Source organism: Profundibacter sp., from assembly GCF_056498605.1.
In genome coordinates, this window is sequence record NZ_JBSMEZ010000074.1 from 1 (window position 1) to 17,256 (window position 17,256).

At 56.1% G+C, this 17,256-nt stretch carries 19 protein-coding genes; 10 read left to right on the plus strand and 9 right to left on the minus strand.

The genetic code is table 11. The annotated features are described in order from the left end of the window. A partial coding sequence (locus ACWB12_RS07435) for a cytochrome P450 family protein (protein ID WP_479529454.1) occupies positions 1–602 on the minus strand: 602 nt, incomplete at its 3' end. A gap of 60 nt (positions 603–662) precedes the next feature. Here ACWB12_RS07435 and ACWB12_RS07440 point away from each other — a divergent pair. The 5 genes from ACWB12_RS07440 (at position 663) to ACWB12_RS07460 (ending at position 6,963) form a co-directional block, all read left to right on the plus strand. Continuing rightward, positions 663–2,363 (plus strand): sensor histidine kinase, encoded by a 1,701-nt coding sequence (locus ACWB12_RS07440; RefSeq protein WP_479529436.1) that lies wholly within the window; start codon positions 663–665, stop codon positions 2,361–2,363. After that, on the plus strand, positions 2,360–3,583 hold the full coding sequence (locus tag ACWB12_RS07445) for a sigma-54-dependent transcriptional regulator (protein WP_479529437.1): 1,224 nt from the start codon (positions 2,360–2,362) through the stop codon (positions 3,581–3,583). Before ACWB12_RS07440 ends, ACWB12_RS07445 begins: the two co-directional genes overlap by 4 nt. Positions 3,584–3,817: 234 nt before the next feature. Continuing rightward, the gene (locus ACWB12_RS07450) at positions 3,818–4,819 is read left to right on the plus strand and encodes a DctP family TRAP transporter solute-binding subunit (protein ID WP_479529438.1); all 1,002 of its coding nucleotides are present in this window, start codon (positions 3,818–3,820) and stop codon (positions 4,817–4,819) included. A 78-nt stretch (positions 4,820–4,897) separates the two neighbouring features. Then, a complete protein-coding gene (locus tag ACWB12_RS07455; RefSeq protein ID WP_479529439.1) occupies positions 4,898–5,572 on the plus strand; it encodes a TRAP transporter small permease in 675 nt (224 codons plus the stop codon). After that, positions 5,569–6,963, plus strand: a complete 1,395-nt coding sequence (locus ACWB12_RS07460; protein WP_479529440.1) for a TRAP transporter large permease — start codon at positions 5,569–5,571, stop codon at positions 6,961–6,963. The genes ACWB12_RS07455 and ACWB12_RS07460 overlap by 4 nt, the downstream gene beginning before the upstream one ends. A gap of 81 nt (positions 6,964–7,044) precedes the next feature. On the opposite strand, the gene ACWB12_RS07465 is transcribed toward ACWB12_RS07460, so the two are convergent. The 8 genes from ACWB12_RS07465 to ACWB12_RS07500 all read right to left on the minus strand — a co-directional run bounded on the left by ACWB12_RS07465 (position 7,045) and on the right by ACWB12_RS07500 (position 11,715). Continuing rightward, entirely contained in the window at positions 7,045–7,695 is a 651-nt protein-coding gene (locus ACWB12_RS07465; protein WP_479529441.1) for a class I SAM-dependent DNA methyltransferase, read from the minus strand. Between the two features lie 3 nt (positions 7,696–7,698). After that, the gene (gene tpiA, locus ACWB12_RS07470; protein WP_479529442.1) at positions 7,699–8,451 is read right to left on the minus strand and encodes a triose-phosphate isomerase; all 753 of its coding nucleotides are present in this window, start codon (positions 8,449–8,451) and stop codon (positions 7,699–7,701) included. A gap of 101 nt (positions 8,452–8,552) precedes the next feature. Beyond that, the gene (locus ACWB12_RS07475; protein WP_479529443.1) at positions 8,553–8,864 is read right to left on the minus strand and encodes a TfoX/Sxy family protein; all 312 of its coding nucleotides are present in this window, start codon (positions 8,862–8,864) and stop codon (positions 8,553–8,555) included. 5 nt (positions 8,865–8,869) lie between these two features. Then, on the minus strand, positions 8,870–9,229 hold the full coding sequence (locus ACWB12_RS07480) for a TfoX/Sxy family protein (RefSeq protein ID WP_479529444.1): 360 nt from the start codon (positions 9,227–9,229) through the stop codon (positions 8,870–8,872). Then, positions 9,230–9,580, minus strand: a complete 351-nt coding sequence (locus ACWB12_RS07485; protein ID WP_479529445.1) for a HesB/IscA family protein — start codon at positions 9,578–9,580, stop codon at positions 9,230–9,232. 62 nt (positions 9,581–9,642) lie between these two features. Then, on the minus strand, positions 9,643–10,683 hold the full coding sequence (locus tag ACWB12_RS07490) for a hypothetical protein (RefSeq protein WP_479529446.1): 1,041 nt from the start codon (positions 10,681–10,683) through the stop codon (positions 9,643–9,645). A gap of 90 nt (positions 10,684–10,773) precedes the next feature. Then, positions 10,774–11,139 carry an SUF system Fe-S cluster assembly protein gene (locus tag ACWB12_RS07495; RefSeq protein ID WP_479529447.1) on the minus strand — a complete coding sequence of 122 codons (366 nt, stop codon included), beginning with the start codon at positions 11,137–11,139 and terminating at the stop codon, positions 10,774–10,776. A 96-nt stretch (positions 11,140–11,235) separates the two neighbouring features. Then, entirely contained in the window at positions 11,236–11,715 is a 480-nt protein-coding gene (locus tag ACWB12_RS07500) for an Lrp/AsnC family transcriptional regulator (RefSeq protein ID WP_479529448.1), read from the minus strand. Between the two features lie 130 nt (positions 11,716–11,845). Between ACWB12_RS07500 and phhA the strand changes: the two genes are divergently transcribed. The 5 genes from phhA to lon all read left to right on the plus strand — a co-directional run. After that, positions 11,846–12,652: a phenylalanine 4-monooxygenase gene (gene phhA / locus ACWB12_RS07505; RefSeq protein ID WP_479529449.1), complete on the plus strand. Its 807-nt coding sequence runs from the start codon at positions 11,846–11,848 to the stop codon at positions 12,650–12,652. Continuing rightward, complete coding sequence (locus ACWB12_RS07510; RefSeq protein ID WP_479529450.1) at positions 12,649–12,987, plus strand: 4a-hydroxytetrahydrobiopterin dehydratase; 339 nt, start codon at positions 12,649–12,651, stop codon at positions 12,985–12,987. Before phhA ends, ACWB12_RS07510 begins: the two co-directional genes overlap by 4 nt. Then, the gene (locus ACWB12_RS07515) at positions 12,984–13,832 is read left to right on the plus strand and encodes an MBL fold metallo-hydrolase (protein ID WP_479529451.1); all 849 of its coding nucleotides are present in this window, start codon (positions 12,984–12,986) and stop codon (positions 13,830–13,832) included. The genes ACWB12_RS07510 and ACWB12_RS07515 overlap by 4 nt, the downstream gene beginning before the upstream one ends. Before the next feature lie 39 nt (positions 13,833–13,871). After that, positions 13,872–14,999 (plus strand): tRNA guanosine(34) transglycosylase Tgt, encoded by a 1,128-nt coding sequence (tgt, locus tag ACWB12_RS07520; RefSeq protein WP_479529452.1) that lies wholly within the window; start codon positions 13,872–13,874, stop codon positions 14,997–14,999. A gap of 260 nt (positions 15,000–15,259) precedes the next feature. After that, the coding region (gene lon / locus ACWB12_RS07525; protein ID WP_479529453.1) for an endopeptidase La at positions 15,260–17,256 on the plus strand (1,997 nt) is incomplete at its 3' end.

Below are 17,256 nucleotides of genomic sequence, written 5' to 3' on the forward strand. Positions count from 1 at the left end.
CGGCGCGTTTCAACGTACCCACTCATGAAATCGGCAAATTCAGTGCTGGCGTGGGCGGCGGCGTCTTCATCAGCAATGGTGCGCCCCGCCTGATACATACCGACCATCGCGTTTGACCAGACCAGCAGTTGATTGGCCATGCTTTCGGGCACCCCCAGCAAGCGGGCGATGATGATGACAGGGATTTTCTGCGCGTAAGCAGGCAGTAGATCGACCCCGCCTGCCGGAAAGGCATCTATCAACTGATGACATAGCGCATCAATCTCGGGCGCAAGTTCCTTGATCCGGCGCGAGGTGAACGCCCGCAACACGAGGGATCGCAGGCGGGTGTGACGGGGTGGGTCCAACTCCAGCATCGAATGGGCCTCGATGTCATAGAACGGGGCGAGACGTGCGGGGATGGGCGCTCGTAAATCAGCGGGCATTTCCCGCCCCAGACGCCGGTCTCGCAAAATCGCGTTCACCGCGTCATAGCCGCCAGCGCAGACCATATCGTAGTCGTCCCAGTGAACCAGATCACCCAACACGCGGACGCGGTCGTAGAACGGAAAGGGGGTTTGCACGAATGCGGGGTCGGTCGGGGATTGGCTGATATGCTGCATCCGGTGATTTTCACCAAAGGGGATGGTCATTGCAAGCGCAGGTTTTTACAATCGCGCCTTATGACAGGTTTTTCCACAGGTCGCGTGATTGCGCTGGTTCTATTTCTGGCCTTGGTCGCAGGTGTTGCGGGCGGGGCGGGGTGGTTTGCCTACTCGGCCGCGTTAACCCAACTTGCGGCGCGCGGGCAGGCCGATTTATCGCTGGCCTCGGACCGTCTGGTTGGCCAATTGCAACGGTTCCGGCAGGTGGCGGTGTTGATGGCGGATCATCCTGAACTGGTGGCACTGGCCAAGGGGCAGGGTGATGCTGTGAAAGCCGCCGAATTATTGCTGGCCACGGCTGACAAAACTGGCGCAGTTGAAATCCTGCTTGCGTCAAGTGGCGGGCGGGTACTTGCGTCCTCTATGCCGCGTATCGGGGTGCCGCTGGTAGGCCAACCACACTTTGAACGCGCGATGCGCGGGGCGTTGGGCACCACACACGCGAGGATCGAGGGAACAAACCAACGGGCATTTTTCTTTGCCGCCCCAATCCTTGAAGGTGAGGCCGCGCTAGGCGCAGTAATCGTGGCCGTTGATATGGAGGCGGTCGAAGAATCCGATTGGCGCGGTGATCCACAGGCGGTTTTTTTCACCGATAGGGACGGGGTGATCTTTGTCGCCAATCGGTCCGAACTGGTGCTGCGTAGCCGCAAATGGGCAGGGCAGTCAGGCGGGTTCGCGCCTGACACGGTGCAGATGTTCAATGGCTATGAAATTTGGTCAATCAATTCGGGCCCCTATATCCCGCGCCGCGCCTTGCATTTAACCCAGCCCCTGCCAATCATTGGCATGACCGGCGAAGTGTTGTTGAACACAGCCACCGCGCAGCGGTTGGCGTGGCTTCAGGCGGCGGCGGCAGCGGCGGTGTTGCTGGCGTTTGGCGCGATCCTGTTCTGGGTGACGGAACGCAGGCGGGCCTTGGCTGCGCGCCTGCAAATCGAGGCCAGCGCCAAGGCCGAACTGGAAACTCGCGTCGAGGAACGCACCCATGAATTAAAGCAGGCGCAGGCCGATCTGGTGCAGGCGGGCAAGCTGTCGGCACTGGGGCAGATGTCGGCGGGGATCAGCCATGAATTGAACCAGCCGTTAATGGCGATCCGGTCATTTGCGGAAAATGCCGAAACCTATCTTGAGCGTGGCAAGGTGGATGTGGCGGGGCAGAACCTGTCGCGGATTTCCGAGCTGGCGCGACGCATGGGGCGGATCATCAGCAATTTCCGTGCATTCGCCAAACAAGAGAGCGAGCCGATTTCGGATGTGGACATCGTGGCCGTGGTGGACGCGGTGCTGGAGATGTCTGAGGCGCGTTTTATGCAGGATAAGGTTGCGATTGACTGGGTGCCGCCGGTGGCCCCCGTGTTTGTGCGCGGTGGCGAGGTGCGCTTGCAACAGGTGCTGGTCAACCTGATTTCAAACGCGATTGATGCGATGGAAGGCAGTGCGGAACGCCGGATCGAGATCGCAGTGGAAACTGGCGATCACAAGGCCCGTCTGCGGGTGCGCGATACGGGGCCGGGGATTGAGGCACCAGAGAAGATTTTCGATCCCTATTACACTACCAAGGCGATTGGTAAATCCGAAGGCATGGGGCTGGGCCTGTCGATATCTTATGGTCTGGTGCAAAGCTTTGGCGGAGATATTCGCGGGCGTAACCATGCGGATGGTGGGGCAGTGTTTACGGTCGAACTGGCGCGTTCAGTGATGGAGAAAGCGGCATGAACATACGAGTTCTATTGGTGGATGACGATGCATCCGTGCGCGAGGCGCTGGGTCAAACGCTGGAGCTGGCCGATATGTCGCCGATCCTTGCCGGCAGCTATATCGAGGCCAAAGATCATATTAGTGTCGATTTTGACGGCGTGGTCGTCAGCGATATCCGGATGCCGGGCAAAGACGGTTTTGCCCTGCTGGAATATGTGCGCAGCGTGGACGCGGACCTGCCGGTGATCCTGCTAACGGGCGAGGGGGACATCCCGATGGCGGTCAAGGGGATCAGCGCCGGGGCGTTTGATTTTCTGGAAAAGCCCTGTGCGCCAAAGGATTTACTGGCGGTTGTGGAGCGGGCGCAGAAAACCCGTGCGCTGGTGCTGGAAAACCGCCAATTAAAGCGTCAGTTGGAAACGGGGGATGCTGCGGCGCGGATGCTGTTTGGCACATCGGTATTATCCGAAGAACTGCGGATGAATGTGCGGGCGGTGGCCGGCACGGGGGCCGAAGTATTGATCAGCGGTGCACCGGGCACAGGCACATCCAAGATCGCCGAGGTGATCCATCTATTGTCGGCGGTCTCGGACGGGCCGTTTGTGAAAACGGCGGCAGCATCGCTAGTGCCTGATAGCTTGGCCGAGGCATTGGCAGGGGCCGATGGTGGCAGTCTGTTTCTGGACGAAGTGGCGGCGCTTATCCCATCGGCACAGTTTGCGCTGCTCGAATGCCTTGAGAAAAGCTGTGGTGTGCGAGTGCTGGCCGGCAGTTACCGTGATTTACCCGAGGAGGTTGCGGCGGGGCGGTTCAACCACGATCTGTATTACAAACTGGCAGTGACAGGCGTGCGCATCCCCAGTTTGCGCGAAAGGCCAGAGGACATTCCGGTGCTGTTTCGCCATTATGTCGCCATTGCTTGCGAGCAGGCAGCCCTGCCTACGCCCGATATCACAGCCGCAACGATATCGCGGCTGATGGCCCAAGACTGGCCTGGCAATGCGCGGGCCTTGATGAATGCGGCGATGCGGTTTGCAATGGGGCTGGGCGAGGGCGAGGAAGAGGCCGAACTGGGGTTGAATGATCAATTGGCGCAGGTTGAACGCTCGTTGCTGGCCGAGGCGTTGCAGCGCCATAACGGCAACGCAAGCGAGGCGGCGCGCGGGCTGAAACTGCCGCGAAAAACCTTTTATGACAAGCTGAGCAAATACGGGATTCGCCCCGACGGATTTCGCTAAAGATGTGCGGAAAACCGCACAGTGCATCGTTTGTGCTGTGTGATAATCCGCCACTCTGACACATGCCAATGATCAGCAAACCCGTTAACCATTGGTTAAGTAAGGCAATTCCCCTTTGTAACGCCTCTGTGAAGTTTTTCTTGAGCGGTGGGCCCTGCTGGGGTCTGATCCATGTGGGTGCCCGATTTCGGGTGCACATCTATGCAATGTCTCAAAACCCGGGAGGAGACCCTTATGAAATTCCTGACTGCTGCCACCGTTGCTGTGGCCCTGTCCTTTACCGCACAAGCCGCGAGCGCGTCCTGCGAAGAAGGCGAAGTTGTAATCAAGTTTGCCCACGTAACCAACACTGACAAGCACCCAAAAGGGATCGCTGCGACGCTGCTGGCCGAACGTGTAAATGCCGAAATGAACGGCAAGGCCTGTATGGAAGTCTACCCAAACTCGACCCTTTATGATGATAACAAAGTTCTGGAAGCCATGCTTCAGGGCGACGTTCAGCTGGCCGCACCATCATTGTCGAAATTTGAAAAGTTCACCAAAAAGTTCCGCCTGTTCGATCTGCCGTTCATGTTTGCGAGCATGGATGCGGTTGATGCATTCCAAACGGGTGACGCGGGCCAAGCCCTGCTTGATTCCATGCAGAACCGTGGCCTTCAAGGACTGGCATTCTGGCACAATGGCCTGAAACAACTGTCTGCCAACAAACCGTTGATCAAACCAACAGACGCAAACGGTTTGAAATTCCGCGTGCAATCCAGCGACGTACTGGTTGCCCAAATGGAAGCCATCGGCGGTAGCCCGCAGAAAATGGCGTTCTCCGAAGTGTACGGTGCGCTGCAACAGGGCGTTGTTGATGGTCAGGAAAACACCTGGTCCAACATCTTTGGTAAAAAGTTCTTTGAAGTTCAGGATGGCGTGACCGAAACCAACCACGGCATCATCGACTATTTGGTGGTGACCAATGTTGACTGGCTGGCCAGCCTTGAGCCTGACGTGCGTGACCAATTTCTGACCATCCTTGGCGAGGTGACAAAAACACGTAACGCCGAAGCCTTTGCTGTGAACGAGGCTGCCAAAGCGTCGATCATTGCGGCGGGTGGCACCATCCGCACTCTGGATGCGGACCAACGCCAAGCATGGGTTGATGTGATGATGCCTGTCTGGGACAAGTTTGTTGGCGATGTTGGCCAAGAAAACATCGACGCAGCCCAAGCGATCAACGACTCGATGTAAGTCGATCGTCACAAAAAAAAGCGCGCGGCCCCGCCAAGAGGGCCGCGCGCAACACGACATTTTAGGGGAGGGGACGTGATGCAGACGCATCCAAAGACAAGTTTTGTCGACCGCATAGAAGAGACGCTGATCGCGGGTCTTCTGGGCGCCATGACGCTGCTGACATTTGCCAATGTGATTGCGCGTTACGTCTTTAACTCCAATATTCTGTGGGCGCTGGAACTGACCGTATTTATGTTCGGCTGGCTGGTTCTGCTGGGCGCGCCCTATGCGGTTAAAAAGGGCACTCATCTGGGGGTGGACGCCGTGATCAACATTCTGCCCGATCACATCCGCAAGTTTTTTGCGCTGGTGGCGGTGGCGGTCTGTATCGCCTTTACGTTCCTGTTGCTAAAAGGCGCGTGGGACTACTGGGCCAATTTCGCCAATCTGCCCCGCACCGAAGGGCGCTGGTTCCCGACCGGATTTCAAGAGACATATCGCGGGCAGGGCTGGTTTGAAACCAACGACATTCCCCACCCCGCATTTCTGAACTGGATGGCGGGTGTATTTAACGACGGCACTGCCTATGAAAAGCTGCCGCGCATGGTGCCCTATATGGTGTTGCCGATTTCGATGGCGCTACTGTTGTATCGGTTCATTCAGGCGGGGGTAGCAATTTGGCGGGGCGAGACGGATCGCCTGATCGCCAGCCACGAAGTCGAGGATGAATTAGAGGAAATGCGCGAAGCGCGTGGGGAGACCACCCAATGACCGTAGCCCTTCTGTTCGCCATGGTGATCGGTCTGATGATGATCGGTGTGCCAATCGCAGTTTCACTTGGCATGAGCTCGGTGTTGTTCCTGCTGATCTTTTCGGATGCATCGCTTGCCTCGGTCGCGCAAACCCTGTTTGCTGCCTTTGAGGGGCATTCAACCCTGCTGGCAATTCCGTTCTTTATTCTGGCATCATCATTCATGTCGACGGGCGGCGTGGCCGAACGGATCATCCGGTTTTCCATCGCCTGCGTTGGCCACTTTCGCGGTGGTCTGGCAATTGCGGGTGTGTTTGCCTGTATGATGTTCGCAGCGCTGTCAGGGTCTAGCCCTGCGACAGTGGTGGCCATCGGCTCGATCGTGATCGCGGCAATGACCAAAGCGGGCTATACCAAGGATTTCGCTGCTGGTGTGATCTGTAACGCGGGCACCTTGGGCATCCTGATCCCGCCTTCTATCGTGATGGTGGTTTATGCCGCCGCAGTCGAGGTTTCCGTGGGCCGGATGTTTCTGGCTGGCGTGATCCCCGGCATTCTTGCTGGCGTAATGCTAATGGTTGCCATCTACGTGATGGCGCGGGTCAAGAAAATGCCAGCTGGAGAGTGGGCTGGATGGGGTGAAATCGGACGGGCGTTTGCGGATGCGTTCTGGGGCCTGATGCTGATCGTGATCATCATGGTCGGGATTTATGGCATCCCCGGCCTGACTTCGGCTATTTTCACTCCGACCGAAGCGGCTGCAGTAGCCTCAATCTATGCCTTCCTGATTGCCAGTTTCGTTTATCGCGATATGGGGCCGCTGGCAGCAACCGACGGGCAGAGCAAATCCAGCCTGATGCGCAAACCCTATGCGCTGCTAACAGCGTTGTTCCACCGTGATACCCAGCGCACCTTGCTGGATGCGGGCAAGCTGACCATCACATTGATGTTTGTGATCGCCATGGCGCTAATCCTGAAGCACGTTCTGACCGAGGAACAAATCCCGCAGCAGGTGGCAAACGCCATGCTGTCGGCTGGTTTCGGTTGGGTGATGTTTCTGGTTGTGGTCAACCTGATCCTGCTGGTTGGTGGGCAGTTCATGGAGCCATCGGGCTTGCTGGTGATCGTTGCGCCATTAGTATTTCCGATTGCCATGCAGTTGGGGATCGATCCGATCCATCTGGGCATTATCATGGTGGTGAACATGGAGATCGGCATGATCACCCCGCCGGTGGGCCTGAACCTGTTCGTGACATCAGGCGTGGCCGGAATGCCGATGATGCGGGTGGTCAAGGCGGCGCTGCCGTTCCTCGCCGTATTGTTCGTGTTCCTGATTATGATCACCTATATTCCGTGGCTCTCGACGGTGTTGCCGAATGCTGTGATGGGGCCGGAAGTGATTACGAATTAGGCTATACCCAGCCGAATGCTGAAGAGATTCTATGCCTCCGGCGGGGATATTTCGGGAACGAAAATTGGATAGGGGAACGTATCAGGCAGGGCGCTTTGCGCGGTATCCACAACTTGTGCGGCTGGGCGGGCCGGATTTAAATCTGATCTCGGATATTTCTTCAAATCCGGCGTTTTCCAGCATTTTCAACACGTGGTTCGGTGGGTAAGCCTTATGCCCCCAGCGCCAGCGCACGATTGCAGTGCACCAATAGGGTTTGCTGACAGATAACAGCAATGTCCCGCCCTTCGTTAAGCGTGAGCAGAACCAGCGCAGATGATCTTCGGGGGCATCGGTGTGTTCTATTACGTGGGCACACAGGATTGTCTCATATGAATTCGGGGCAATTTCGTCGGTGCCCAAGACCCCAACACGGGGAATTGTTTCCACACCTTTAGCGCGCAAGTTTTCCACGGCCTGCGCAAGCATTTCCGGCGACATATCCAACAGTGTTAGCTGGTTTGCCTCTGGGTGCCTCTGCACGAAAGACAGCGCAAAGGCGCCAGTTCCGGTTCCCGCATCAAACACAGGGCCAACGGGTGAAATCCGGTTGTCGATATCGTTGGCGACAAGCAGGTCATATGCCGCAATATAACCCAGACGCAGAACCCCTTGGTGCCAGCGATCTGCAAAGCGTGCATAAAGCGGCTTTAGGGTTTTATCCTTGCTTGAATGGACGGGCGTTGACAGCATACATCAGATGCTACCCTCCAATGCAGTGATGATGCCAGAAAAATCCTCCGCCTTAAGCGATGCCCCGCCAACCAGCGCGCCATCAACATTGGACACCGCAAATATCTCGTCGGCATTACTTGGCTTGACCGAACCGCCATAAAGCAAACGAACCGAGCGCCCTACGCCTTCGCCAAAGCGTTTTTCCAAGCGGGCGCGGATGAAATCATGCACTTCGCCGATTTGATCCAGCGTCGGCACCTTACCGGTGCCGATGGCCCAGATTGGCTCATAGGCCACCACAAGGTTTTCGCCGGTGACGTTGTCAGGGATAGATCCTGCAAGCTGCCCTGAAATAATCTCAAGCGTGTTCTTGGCTTCGCGTTCGGCATCGGATTCACCGCAACAAACCACGACAACCAGACCAGCGTTGATGGCGGCTTTGGCTTTGTTGCGCACGTCCTCGTCGCTTTCGTTATGATCTTGGCGGCGCTCCGAATGGCCGACCAGCACATAAGAAGCCCCAGCATCTGCCAACATTTCAGCGGAAATATCGCCGGTGTGGGCGCCGGATGTTTTAGCGTGGCAATCCTGCCCGCCGGTTTTGATCGGCCCACCGTCAATGCTGGCGGCCATCGCGGCCACAAGCGTGGCGGGCGGGCAGATCAGCACATCACATTTTGGATCGGGGTGTTTCTCGGCCAAGGCGTCGATTTCCAGCATCGAGCCAAGGGTTCCGTTCATCTTCCAGTTTCCGGCGGCAAGTTTTTTACGCATGATGTGTTCCCTTTGTTGGTTGATCATGACATGCCCTGAAATCAGGCGCTAAGGCAAGCATGATGGCCCAACTGCGGCAACTGGCAGCGTTATCTTGTGGATTATAACGCCAAAAGTGTGCGTTTTGCCCAATCAAGCACTGTATCCGTGTCATCAATAGCGGCGTCGGGCAGGGTCCAGTAACACATCGTCTTGCCTGTTTCCGCCCCGAACTGGAGTGATCCGGCCGCAGCTATTTCATCGGCAAATTCGCCTCGGGCTTTCAGGTAGAGAGTGGCATCCTGATCCAGAATGGAAAACACGACGCCGTCGCAATAAATCGTCAGCCCGCCCATCATTTTACGGCTGGTGATCTGGCCCAGCGGGGCGAACAGCTCATGGGCATAATCAATGTCACTCTCGGTAACGCTCATTGCAGTTATCCCTTCGCCTTGGCGCGTTTGGCTGAGGCCGCTTTCTTGGCAGGAACCATGGACTTATTCGCCCAGAACAACGCCTCTTCGGGGTCATCCAGCGCACTTTCAGGCAGGGAAACAAGGCCGGGAATGATGCGCACACCGGATTTGGTGTTGTATTGAAACGGCACTGAACCGGCCTCGGCATATTCAGCCGCCAGCGGTTTATCGGCCTTCATATAAAGGGCGTCACCAAAGATCACTGCGAACATTGCGCCGTCAAGGTAAAGCGAGGTGCCGCCAAACAAACGGCCTGTGCTGATTGGGCCAAGACCGGCGAACAAGTCACGGGCATGATCAAGGAAATCAGGATCCGTCGACACTTACATTCCCGCGAATTTTATGGATTCCCCGCAGCCGCACGCTTCGGTCACATTCGGGTTGCGAAACTTGAAACCGCTTTCCAGCAGCGATGTTTCATAGTCGATTTCAGTGCCAAACAGGAACATCTGCGCCATCGGTGCGATCATCACGCGGGCACCGGATTCCTCAACCACTTCGTCCATCGGATCGACGTCGTCGACATAATCCATGGTGTATTCCATCCCCGCACAGCCCCCCTTTTTTATGCCAATACGAAGCCCCTGATGGCCATCTTTGGTCATCAGCTTGGAAATTTGCGTGGCGGCGGCAGGTGTAATGCTGACCGCTTGTTTGCCGGGGATGCCGAACATGTCATGTCTCCTGTTTGCCCAACATATATAGTGCGTTTGGCATATGATCTCAAGTCTGGTCGTTAAGCCATCGCTGCCGCCTTGCACATATTGGTCAGTTTGGTGCGGGTTTGCTCCAGTGTTAGAAAGCCAAGACCGCAATCAGGGGCTGCCATCAGGCGTTCGGACGGAAGCACGGTCAGAACCTCGCGCATGCGGGCGGCGATTAGGTCTATCGGCTCGATTTCACTCACTGCGATGTCGACAAACCCGACAATGGCGATGGTTTTAGTGAATTTTTCGAAAAGCGACAGGTCACTATGACAATGGCAATCCTCAATTGACAGCGCATCAATCTTGCCGTCCAGCGCTTCGACCAGTTGATGGTATACGTTATGGTCGGCCTTGGGGTATTCCGGCTGATCAATGTGTTCGGGGTAGCCACAACACATATGCGATGTGCGCACAACGTGGTCAGGCACCCCGTGGAACACACGCTCCAGCGCCTCATACCCGAACGCGGCGGCATCGTCGGGTTTGCGGGCGAACAGGGGCTCGTCAATCTGGATGTGGATGCAACCGGCATCGGTTAGCGCCAACACCTCTTTGTTCAGGGCATCCGCCAGATCAAAGGCCAGCTGTTTGTCGTCATTGTAAAAACAATCGGCCACGGTGCCGATGATGGTCATCGGGCCGGGGAGGGTCAGTTTGACGGGGCGGTCGGAAAAACCCTGCGCCTGTTTGTAGTCACGCGGCAGCACCGATTGGCCGGCGCTGATTTTGCTACGGATGGCAGGCAGATCGGATTCATAGGCCCCGTTTCGCAACACACGGTGTTCCAGATTGTCAAAGTCGAACCCGTCAAAATAGCGGCATTGGTAATGCACATAGTTTTCGCGGCGCTGTTCGCCATCGGTGGGAATGTCGATGCCACAATCGATCTGGACTTGCACGGCCTCACGGGTGGCGCGCTCGAACGCCGGTTCGTGTTTCGGGTCATCCGACCAGTTTTGCACCACATCAGCGGTATAGCTGTCGTCGGCGTGGGCGACTTTGAACCAATCCTTGATCGGCACATAATCGGGTTTGGGGAAGGCCCCGATGCAGGTGGTTTTAATCGGCATGGTGCAGGCGTCCTGTTGATTGCGTTTCGCCAACGATAAGCGGGCTGCGGTCAGGCGGGCAACCGGAATTGCGACAATCCGAGGTCGGTTTTACATGAAACCCAGCTCTAGGCGCGCTTCGTCCGACATCATTTCCATGCCCCATTGCGGTTCCCACACCAGTTGCACATCAACGGTTTTGACACCGGGCAATGGGCTGACGGCGTCAGCGATCCAGCCGGGCATTTCACCGGCTACGGGACAGCCGGGCGCGGTCAGGGACATCAGGATCGAAACGTCGCCTTCTTCTGAAATATCAATGGTATAGATAAGACCCAGATCATAGATATTCACCGGTACTTCGGGGTCATAGACCGAGCGGCAAGCCTCGACGATGGGATCATACAGCGCATGATCCGTGGTCGATGGTTTGATCAGTGGTGTGCCCTCAAGCGGGGCTTCAGGTGTGGCAGTCATGGCATCCTCGCGCGATTACTTGACTGAATATATAAGGATTGATGGCGCGGGCGTCCAGAGCCGGAATGCCGCAGCATTGAAATGATTTTCCGCAGCTTACTCTGCGCGCCATAATGCCAAGGGCAAGGCGGTGCTATATTTCTTTTGTCGCAGCACAAAATGCGTGGTTGAAGAACGAACCACCCCGAGGCGCAGGATTTTCTGCATGATGAACTGCTCCAACCCTTCGGGATCGGGCGCGATCACCTTAAGCAGGTAATCATCAGCCCCCGTAATGGCGCAACATTCAACGATTTGTGGCTCGTTTTGCACGAACCTGTCGAATGTTTCGATGGTGTCTTCGGTGTGATCCAGCAGCGAAACATGCACATAAGCCCGCGCATTCAGACCCAGTTTTTTTGGGTTCAGTAGGGCGACATAGCGTTCAATCACGCCGGTTTCCTCAAGTTTGCGCACGCGACGCCAGCAAGGGGATGGTGACATGCCAGTCTGTTCCGCCAGCGACTGGGTGTTGGTTTTGCCGTCATGTTGCAGGATGTGCAGCAGGGCCTGATCTTGTTCGGCAAGGTTTGACATGGTTAAAAATACCTTTGTTATGGATAAATATGGAATTGTTTGCCCAGTAAAGGCATCTATCAAGTGGAATAGACAAGTTAATTCTCGTAAAACCTGTGAAACTTGTCTTGTGCCATGTCGGGGAAAACCAATGCCAAAATCAAGCACCTATGCCGCGAAGCTGCCGGATGAAACGGGACATATCACCTATAGCGCGGATGACGATGCGGTTTGGCGTGATCTATACGCGCAGCAATTGCCAAATGTGCATAAATACAGCGCCAAGGTCTATCTGGATGGTCTGAAACGGCTGGATTTGCCGCAGACCCGTGTGCCGCAATGCGGCGAAGTTTCGGCGGTGTTGCGCCCGTTAACCGGATGGGACGTCGTGCCGGTACCAGCGGTGATCGGGTTTGGGCGCTTTTTTGGTATGTTGGCTGCCCGCCAGTTTCCTGCGGCATCGTTTATCCGCAGTCGTGCGGATTTTGACTATATCAAAGAGCCGGACATCTTCCACGAAATTTTCGGCCATACCCCGCTGTTGTCTGATCCGCGCTTTGCCACATTTTCGCACGAGATAGGCAAGGCCGGAGTGCGGGCCGAAGCCAAGGATCACGTCTGGCTGATCCGGCTCTACTGGTTCACCATCGAATTTGGCCTGTGTTACGAAGGTAGCAGGCTCAAGGCTCTTGGATCAGGGCTGGCGTCATCCCCGACCGAACTGCCCTATAGTGTCGCTAGTGCTGTCCCAAAACGGCGAAAATTCGATGTGATCGATATTTTGCGTACGCCTTACCGGATTGATATCCAGCAACCAGTCTATTTTGTTCTGGATCAACTGGATGATTTGCTAAAGGCTGCGGATCGGGACCTGTTGGAGGATGTGGCAACGGCGCGGGCGTTGGGGCTGTTTGCGCCGACCTACCCGCCAAAGAAGCCAGAGGAGAAAAGCGCGTGACGAATGGTTTGAGCGACAAGAAATGTGAACCCTGCGAGGGCGGTATTCAGGCGATGGGGGCAACAGCGGCCAGCGACATGATGGATCAGTTGCACGAGAGCTGGGTTTTGACCGAGGGTGGTTCTGCGCTGGTGCGGCGGCTGGAATTCAAGGGGTTTTCCAAGGCGGTATACCACGCCAATCTGGCAGCATTTCTGGGTGACCAAGAAGGGCATCACCCTGACATCCGCTTTGGCTGGGGCTATTGCGAGATCGAATTCACCACCCATGACGCGGGTGGGTTGACGCAGAATGATTTCATATGTGCGGCCAAGTTTGACCGGATGATTGCGTGAGGCTGAGCCTGCTAGGAACCGGCACCCCGCGCCCGTCGATTGAGCGCCAGTGCACGGCAAATCTGGTGCAGATTGGCGCGGTGAACATCATGGTGGATGCGGGGCGTGGGGCGGTGACGCAATTGGTGAACCTTGGCCATGATCCCGTTGATATTGATTACATTTTCATCACCCATCACCATTTTGACCATATCGGTAATCTGGGCGATCTGGTCATGGCGGCGTGGAACAACGGGCGCGACAGACCCGTTCACATTTTCGGGCCGGACGGCACGGTGGATATCATTGACCACCTGTTTGCGATTTATCGACGTGATATCGAATTCCGATTGCTGGAGGAACGTGTGCTGGGCTGCCCGATGCCCGATATCCGCGATCTGGTGCTGGTTACGGATATTGCGTCCGGTAGCGGGTATCAGGGCGATGGATGGTCCGTGGTTGCGGGGCAGGTAGAGCACGGGCATGGGTTGGGGTTAAGCCACGAAGAATGGCCGTGTTTTGGCTACCGGATCGAAGCAGGCGGTAAGGTTTTGACCATCAGCGGCGACACCATTGATTGCGACGGGGTGCGGGCGTTGGCGGCGGGCGCGGATCTGTTGTTGCAATGCTGCTATCTGGCCGAGGCCGAGATTGACGACAGCGAAAAACGGGTGCTGTCGGACGTGGTTCTGGCCTCGGCCAAACAGGCCAGCCAGATCGCACAGGCGGCGGGGGTGGGTAAAATGGTGCTGACCCATCTGGCCCCCAAATCCGATGCGATGTTGCAGGCGGTGCTGGACGAGGCCCGCGACGGGTTTACTGGTGAGGTGGTGTTGGGCGAAGATTTGATAGTGATCGACGTTTGATCCTTTGCAATTGGGCCCAGCTTGGCCTATGTCGCCGCCATGACACAGTTTTCCTTTGATCTGGCCGCAACCGACGGCAAGGCCCGCACCGGTACCATCCACACGCCGCGCGGCGACATTCGCACGCCTGCGTTCATGCCGGTTGGAACGGCGGCGACAGTCAAGGCGATGCTGCCCGAGAATGTGCGCGCTACGGGGGCGGATATCCTGCTGGGCAATACCTATCATCTGATGCTGCGCCCGACAGCAGAGCGAATTGCCAACCTTGGCGGTTTGCACAAGTTCATGAACTGGGAGCGGCCTATTTTGACCGACAGTGGCGGGTTTCAGGTGATGAGCCTGTCTGACCTGCGTAAAATGTCGGAAAACGGCGTCACGTTCAAATCCCATATTGATGGCAGCGAGCACGAGATCACGCCGGAACGCAGCATGGAAATCCAGCGCCTTCTGGGCAGCGACATTGTGATGTGTTTCGATGAATGCACTCCGCATCCAGCAGCGGAAGATGTGGCATTGAAATCGATGCAAATGTCGATGCGATGGGCGGCGCGCTCGCGCGAAGCATTCGGTGATCGACCCGGTCACGCGCTATTTGGCATCCAGCAGGGCAGCGTGTTCAGGGACCAGCGCGAGGAAAGTGCAGCGGCGCTGACCGATATCGGGTTCGAGGGCTATGCGGTTGGTGGTCTGGCCGTGGGCGAGGGGCAGGAGGTGATGTTTAAGGTGCTAGATTACGCTCCTGACATGCTGCCTACTGACAAGCCCCGCTATCTGATGGGAGTCGGCAAGCCGGATGATCTGGTCGGCGGGGTGAAGCGCGGTATTGATATGTTCGACTGCGTTCTGCCGTCACGATCCGGTCGCACAGGGCAGATATTTACCCGCAACGGCGTGTTGAACATCAAAAATGCCCGCCACCGCGATGATCCGCGGCCCTTGGACGAGGATTGCACATGTCCGGCGTGCCGCAATTACTCGCGTGCCTATCTGCATCATGTGTTCAAGGCGCAGGAAATTATCTCGTCCATGCTGATGACATGGCATAACCTGCATTATTATCAAGAATTGATGGCAGGGATGCGCGGCGCTATTGCAGCGGGGAATTTTGCGAGCTTTGAAGCAGAATTCCACGCGGGGCGGGCCCAAGGGGATATTGAGCCAATTTAGGCCGATTCACACAAACTTCGGCGTAAAATGCACCTTATCCACAGTTATTTCCCTATTTTCGCCGCTTTTTAATGATTCAAGGCAAATGTTGACTTGCCCCGCCCGCAACAGGGAGGCACATTGCGCCAAAAGCTGAATGGCAGGTTAATGGTTGAAAGATAAGGGGACTACCCCCACCTAATTATACCAAAGACCGGAGACAGGCGGGCTGCCACACCTTTAGGGGCCCATCGTTGTCTGCCACATAACAAGGATAAAAAATGACCGAGCAATTGAGCACATCCTACCCCGTCCTGCCATTACGCGATATTGTGGTGTTCCCGCATATGATCGTGCCACTGTTTGTCGGCCGCGAGAAATCCGTCAAAGCGCTGGAAGAGGTGATGGTGGACGACAAGCAAATCCTGCTGTCGAGCCAGATTGACCCATCCGAGGATGATCCGGATTCTGACGGGATTTATAACGTTGGTGTGCTGGCCAACGTGCTGCAACTGCTGAAGCTGCCCGATGGCACCGTCAAGGTGCTGGTCGAGGGGCGTATGCGGGTGAAAATTACCGATTATCTGGAGAACGACAATTATTTTGAGGCCCGTGCCGAGGTTTTGGAAGAAAAACTGGGCGATGCGGATGTGGTCGAGGCGATGGTGCGCTCGGTTGGTGCCGAATTCGAGCGTTACTCAAAGATTAAAAAGAACATCCCCGAAGAGGCGCTGTCGGCAGTGGCCGATGCTGTGGAGAGTGACAAGCTGTCCGATCTGGTCGCGGGCCATCTGGGTATTGAAGTCGAGCAAAAGCAGGAGCTGCTGGAAACGCTGGTTGTGGCGGATCGGCTTGAAAGAATTTACGGTCTGATGCAGGGCGAAATGTCGGTGATGAAGGTCGAGAAAAAGATCAAGACCCGCGTCAAAAGCCAGATGGAGCGCACCCAGCGCGAATATTACCTGAACGAACAGATGAAGGCGATCCAGAAAGAATTGGGGGATGGCGAAGAGGGCCAGAACGAGGTTGCCGAGCTGGAAGCGCGGATTGCCGAAACCAAGCTGAGCAAAGAGGCGCTGGAAAAAGCCAACGCCGAGATCAAAAAGCTGAAAAACATGTCGCCGATGAGCGCCGAGGCCACTGTGGTGCGCAATTATCTGGACTGGATGCTGAGCATTCCGTGGAACAAGCGGAGCCGCGTTAAAAAGGATCTGAACGCGGCGCAAAAGGTGCTGGATGATGATCATTACGGTCTGGAAAAGGTCAAGGAACGCATTGTTGAATATTTGGCCGTAGGCCAGCGCTCGCGCAAATTAAAAGGTCCGATCCTGTGTCTGGTTGGCCCTCCTGGCGTGGGTAAAACCAGTCTGGGCAAATCTGTGGCACGGGCCACGGGGCGCGAATTTATTCGCATTTCGCTGGGCGGAGTGCGCGACGAAAGCGAAATTCGCGGTCATCGCCGGACCTATATCGGCTCGATGCCTGGCAAAATCATTCAGGCCCTGAAAAAGGCAAAAACCACCAATCCACTGATTTTGCTGGATGAAATTGATAAAATGGGCCAAGATTTTCGCGGTGATCCGGCGTCTGCCATGCTCGAGGTTCTGGACCCCGAGCAAAACAGCACCTTCACTGATCATTATCTCGAGGTCGAATATGATCTGTCGGATGTGATGTTCCTGACCACGGCGAACACTTACAACATGCCCAGCCCGTTGCTGGACCGGATGGAGATTATCCCGCTGTCGGGGTATACCGAGGACGAGAAAAGCGAGATCGCCAAGCAGCATTTAATCGACAAACAGGTTAAAAACCACGCTCTGAAAAAGGGCGAGTTCGAGTTGAAGGACAAGGCGCTGAAAGAGATTATCCGCACCTATACCCGCGAGGCGGGGGTGCGGAATCTGGAGCGTGAAATTGCCAAGTTGGCCCGTAAAGCGGTGACTAAAATCGTGCGTGGCGAGGAAGAGAAAGTCGTTATCACAACCGAAAACCTTGAGGAATATTTGGGAGTTAAGCGGTTCCGTTACGGTCTGGCCGAAGAAAAAGACCATGTTGGTGTGGTCACCGGTTTGGCGTGGACATCCGTTGGCGGCGAATTGCTGTCAATCGAGGCGCTGAAACTGCCCGGCAAGGGGCGGATGAAAACCACCGGCAAATTGGGCGACGTGATGAAGGAAAGCATTGACGCGGCAAGTTCCTTCGTGCGCTCGATCAGCCCGCAAATCGGGGTGAAACCTCCGGTGTTTGAAAAGATCGATATCCACGTTCACGTGCC

Coding starts and splice junctions, on each gene's coding strand:
- ACWB12_RS07450 (WP_479529438.1), top strand. CDS start 3,818: ATGAAATTCCTGACTGCTGCCACCGTTGCTGTGGCCCTGTCCTTTACC.
- ACWB12_RS07445 (WP_479529437.1), top strand. CDS start 2,360: ATGAACATACGAGTTCTATTGGTGGATGACGATGCATCCGTGCGCGAG.
- tgt (WP_479529452.1), top strand. CDS start 13,872: ATGACACAGTTTTCCTTTGATCTGGCCGCAACCGACGGCAAGGCCCGC.
- ACWB12_RS07490 (WP_479529446.1), bottom strand. CDS start 10,683: ATGCCGATTAAAACCACCTGCATCGGGGCCTTCCCCAAACCCGATTAT.
- ACWB12_RS07455 (WP_479529439.1), top strand. CDS start 4,898: ATGCAGACGCATCCAAAGACAAGTTTTGTCGACCGCATAGAAGAGACG.
- ACWB12_RS07475 (WP_479529443.1), bottom strand. CDS start 8,864: ATGAGCGTTACCGAGAGTGACATTGATTATGCCCATGAGCTGTTCGCC.
- phhA (WP_479529449.1), top strand. CDS start 11,846: ATGCCAAAATCAAGCACCTATGCCGCGAAGCTGCCGGATGAAACGGGA.
- ACWB12_RS07485 (WP_479529445.1), bottom strand. CDS start 9,580: ATGTTCGGCATCCCCGGCAAACAAGCGGTCAGCATTACACCTGCCGCC.
- ACWB12_RS07500 (WP_479529448.1), bottom strand. CDS start 11,715: ATGTCAAACCTTGCCGAACAAGATCAGGCCCTGCTGCACATCCTGCAA.
- ACWB12_RS07495 (WP_479529447.1), bottom strand. CDS start 11,139: ATGACTGCCACACCTGAAGCCCCGCTTGAGGGCACACCACTGATCAAA.
- tpiA (WP_479529442.1), bottom strand. CDS start 8,451: ATGCGTAAAAAACTTGCCGCCGGAAACTGGAAGATGAACGGAACCCTT.
- ACWB12_RS07440 (WP_479529436.1), top strand. CDS start 663: ATGACAGGTTTTTCCACAGGTCGCGTGATTGCGCTGGTTCTATTTCTG.
- ACWB12_RS07460 (WP_479529440.1), top strand. CDS start 5,569: ATGACCGTAGCCCTTCTGTTCGCCATGGTGATCGGTCTGATGATGATC.
- ACWB12_RS07465 (WP_479529441.1), bottom strand. CDS start 7,695: ATGCTGTCAACGCCCGTCCATTCAAGCAAGGATAAAACCCTAAAGCCG.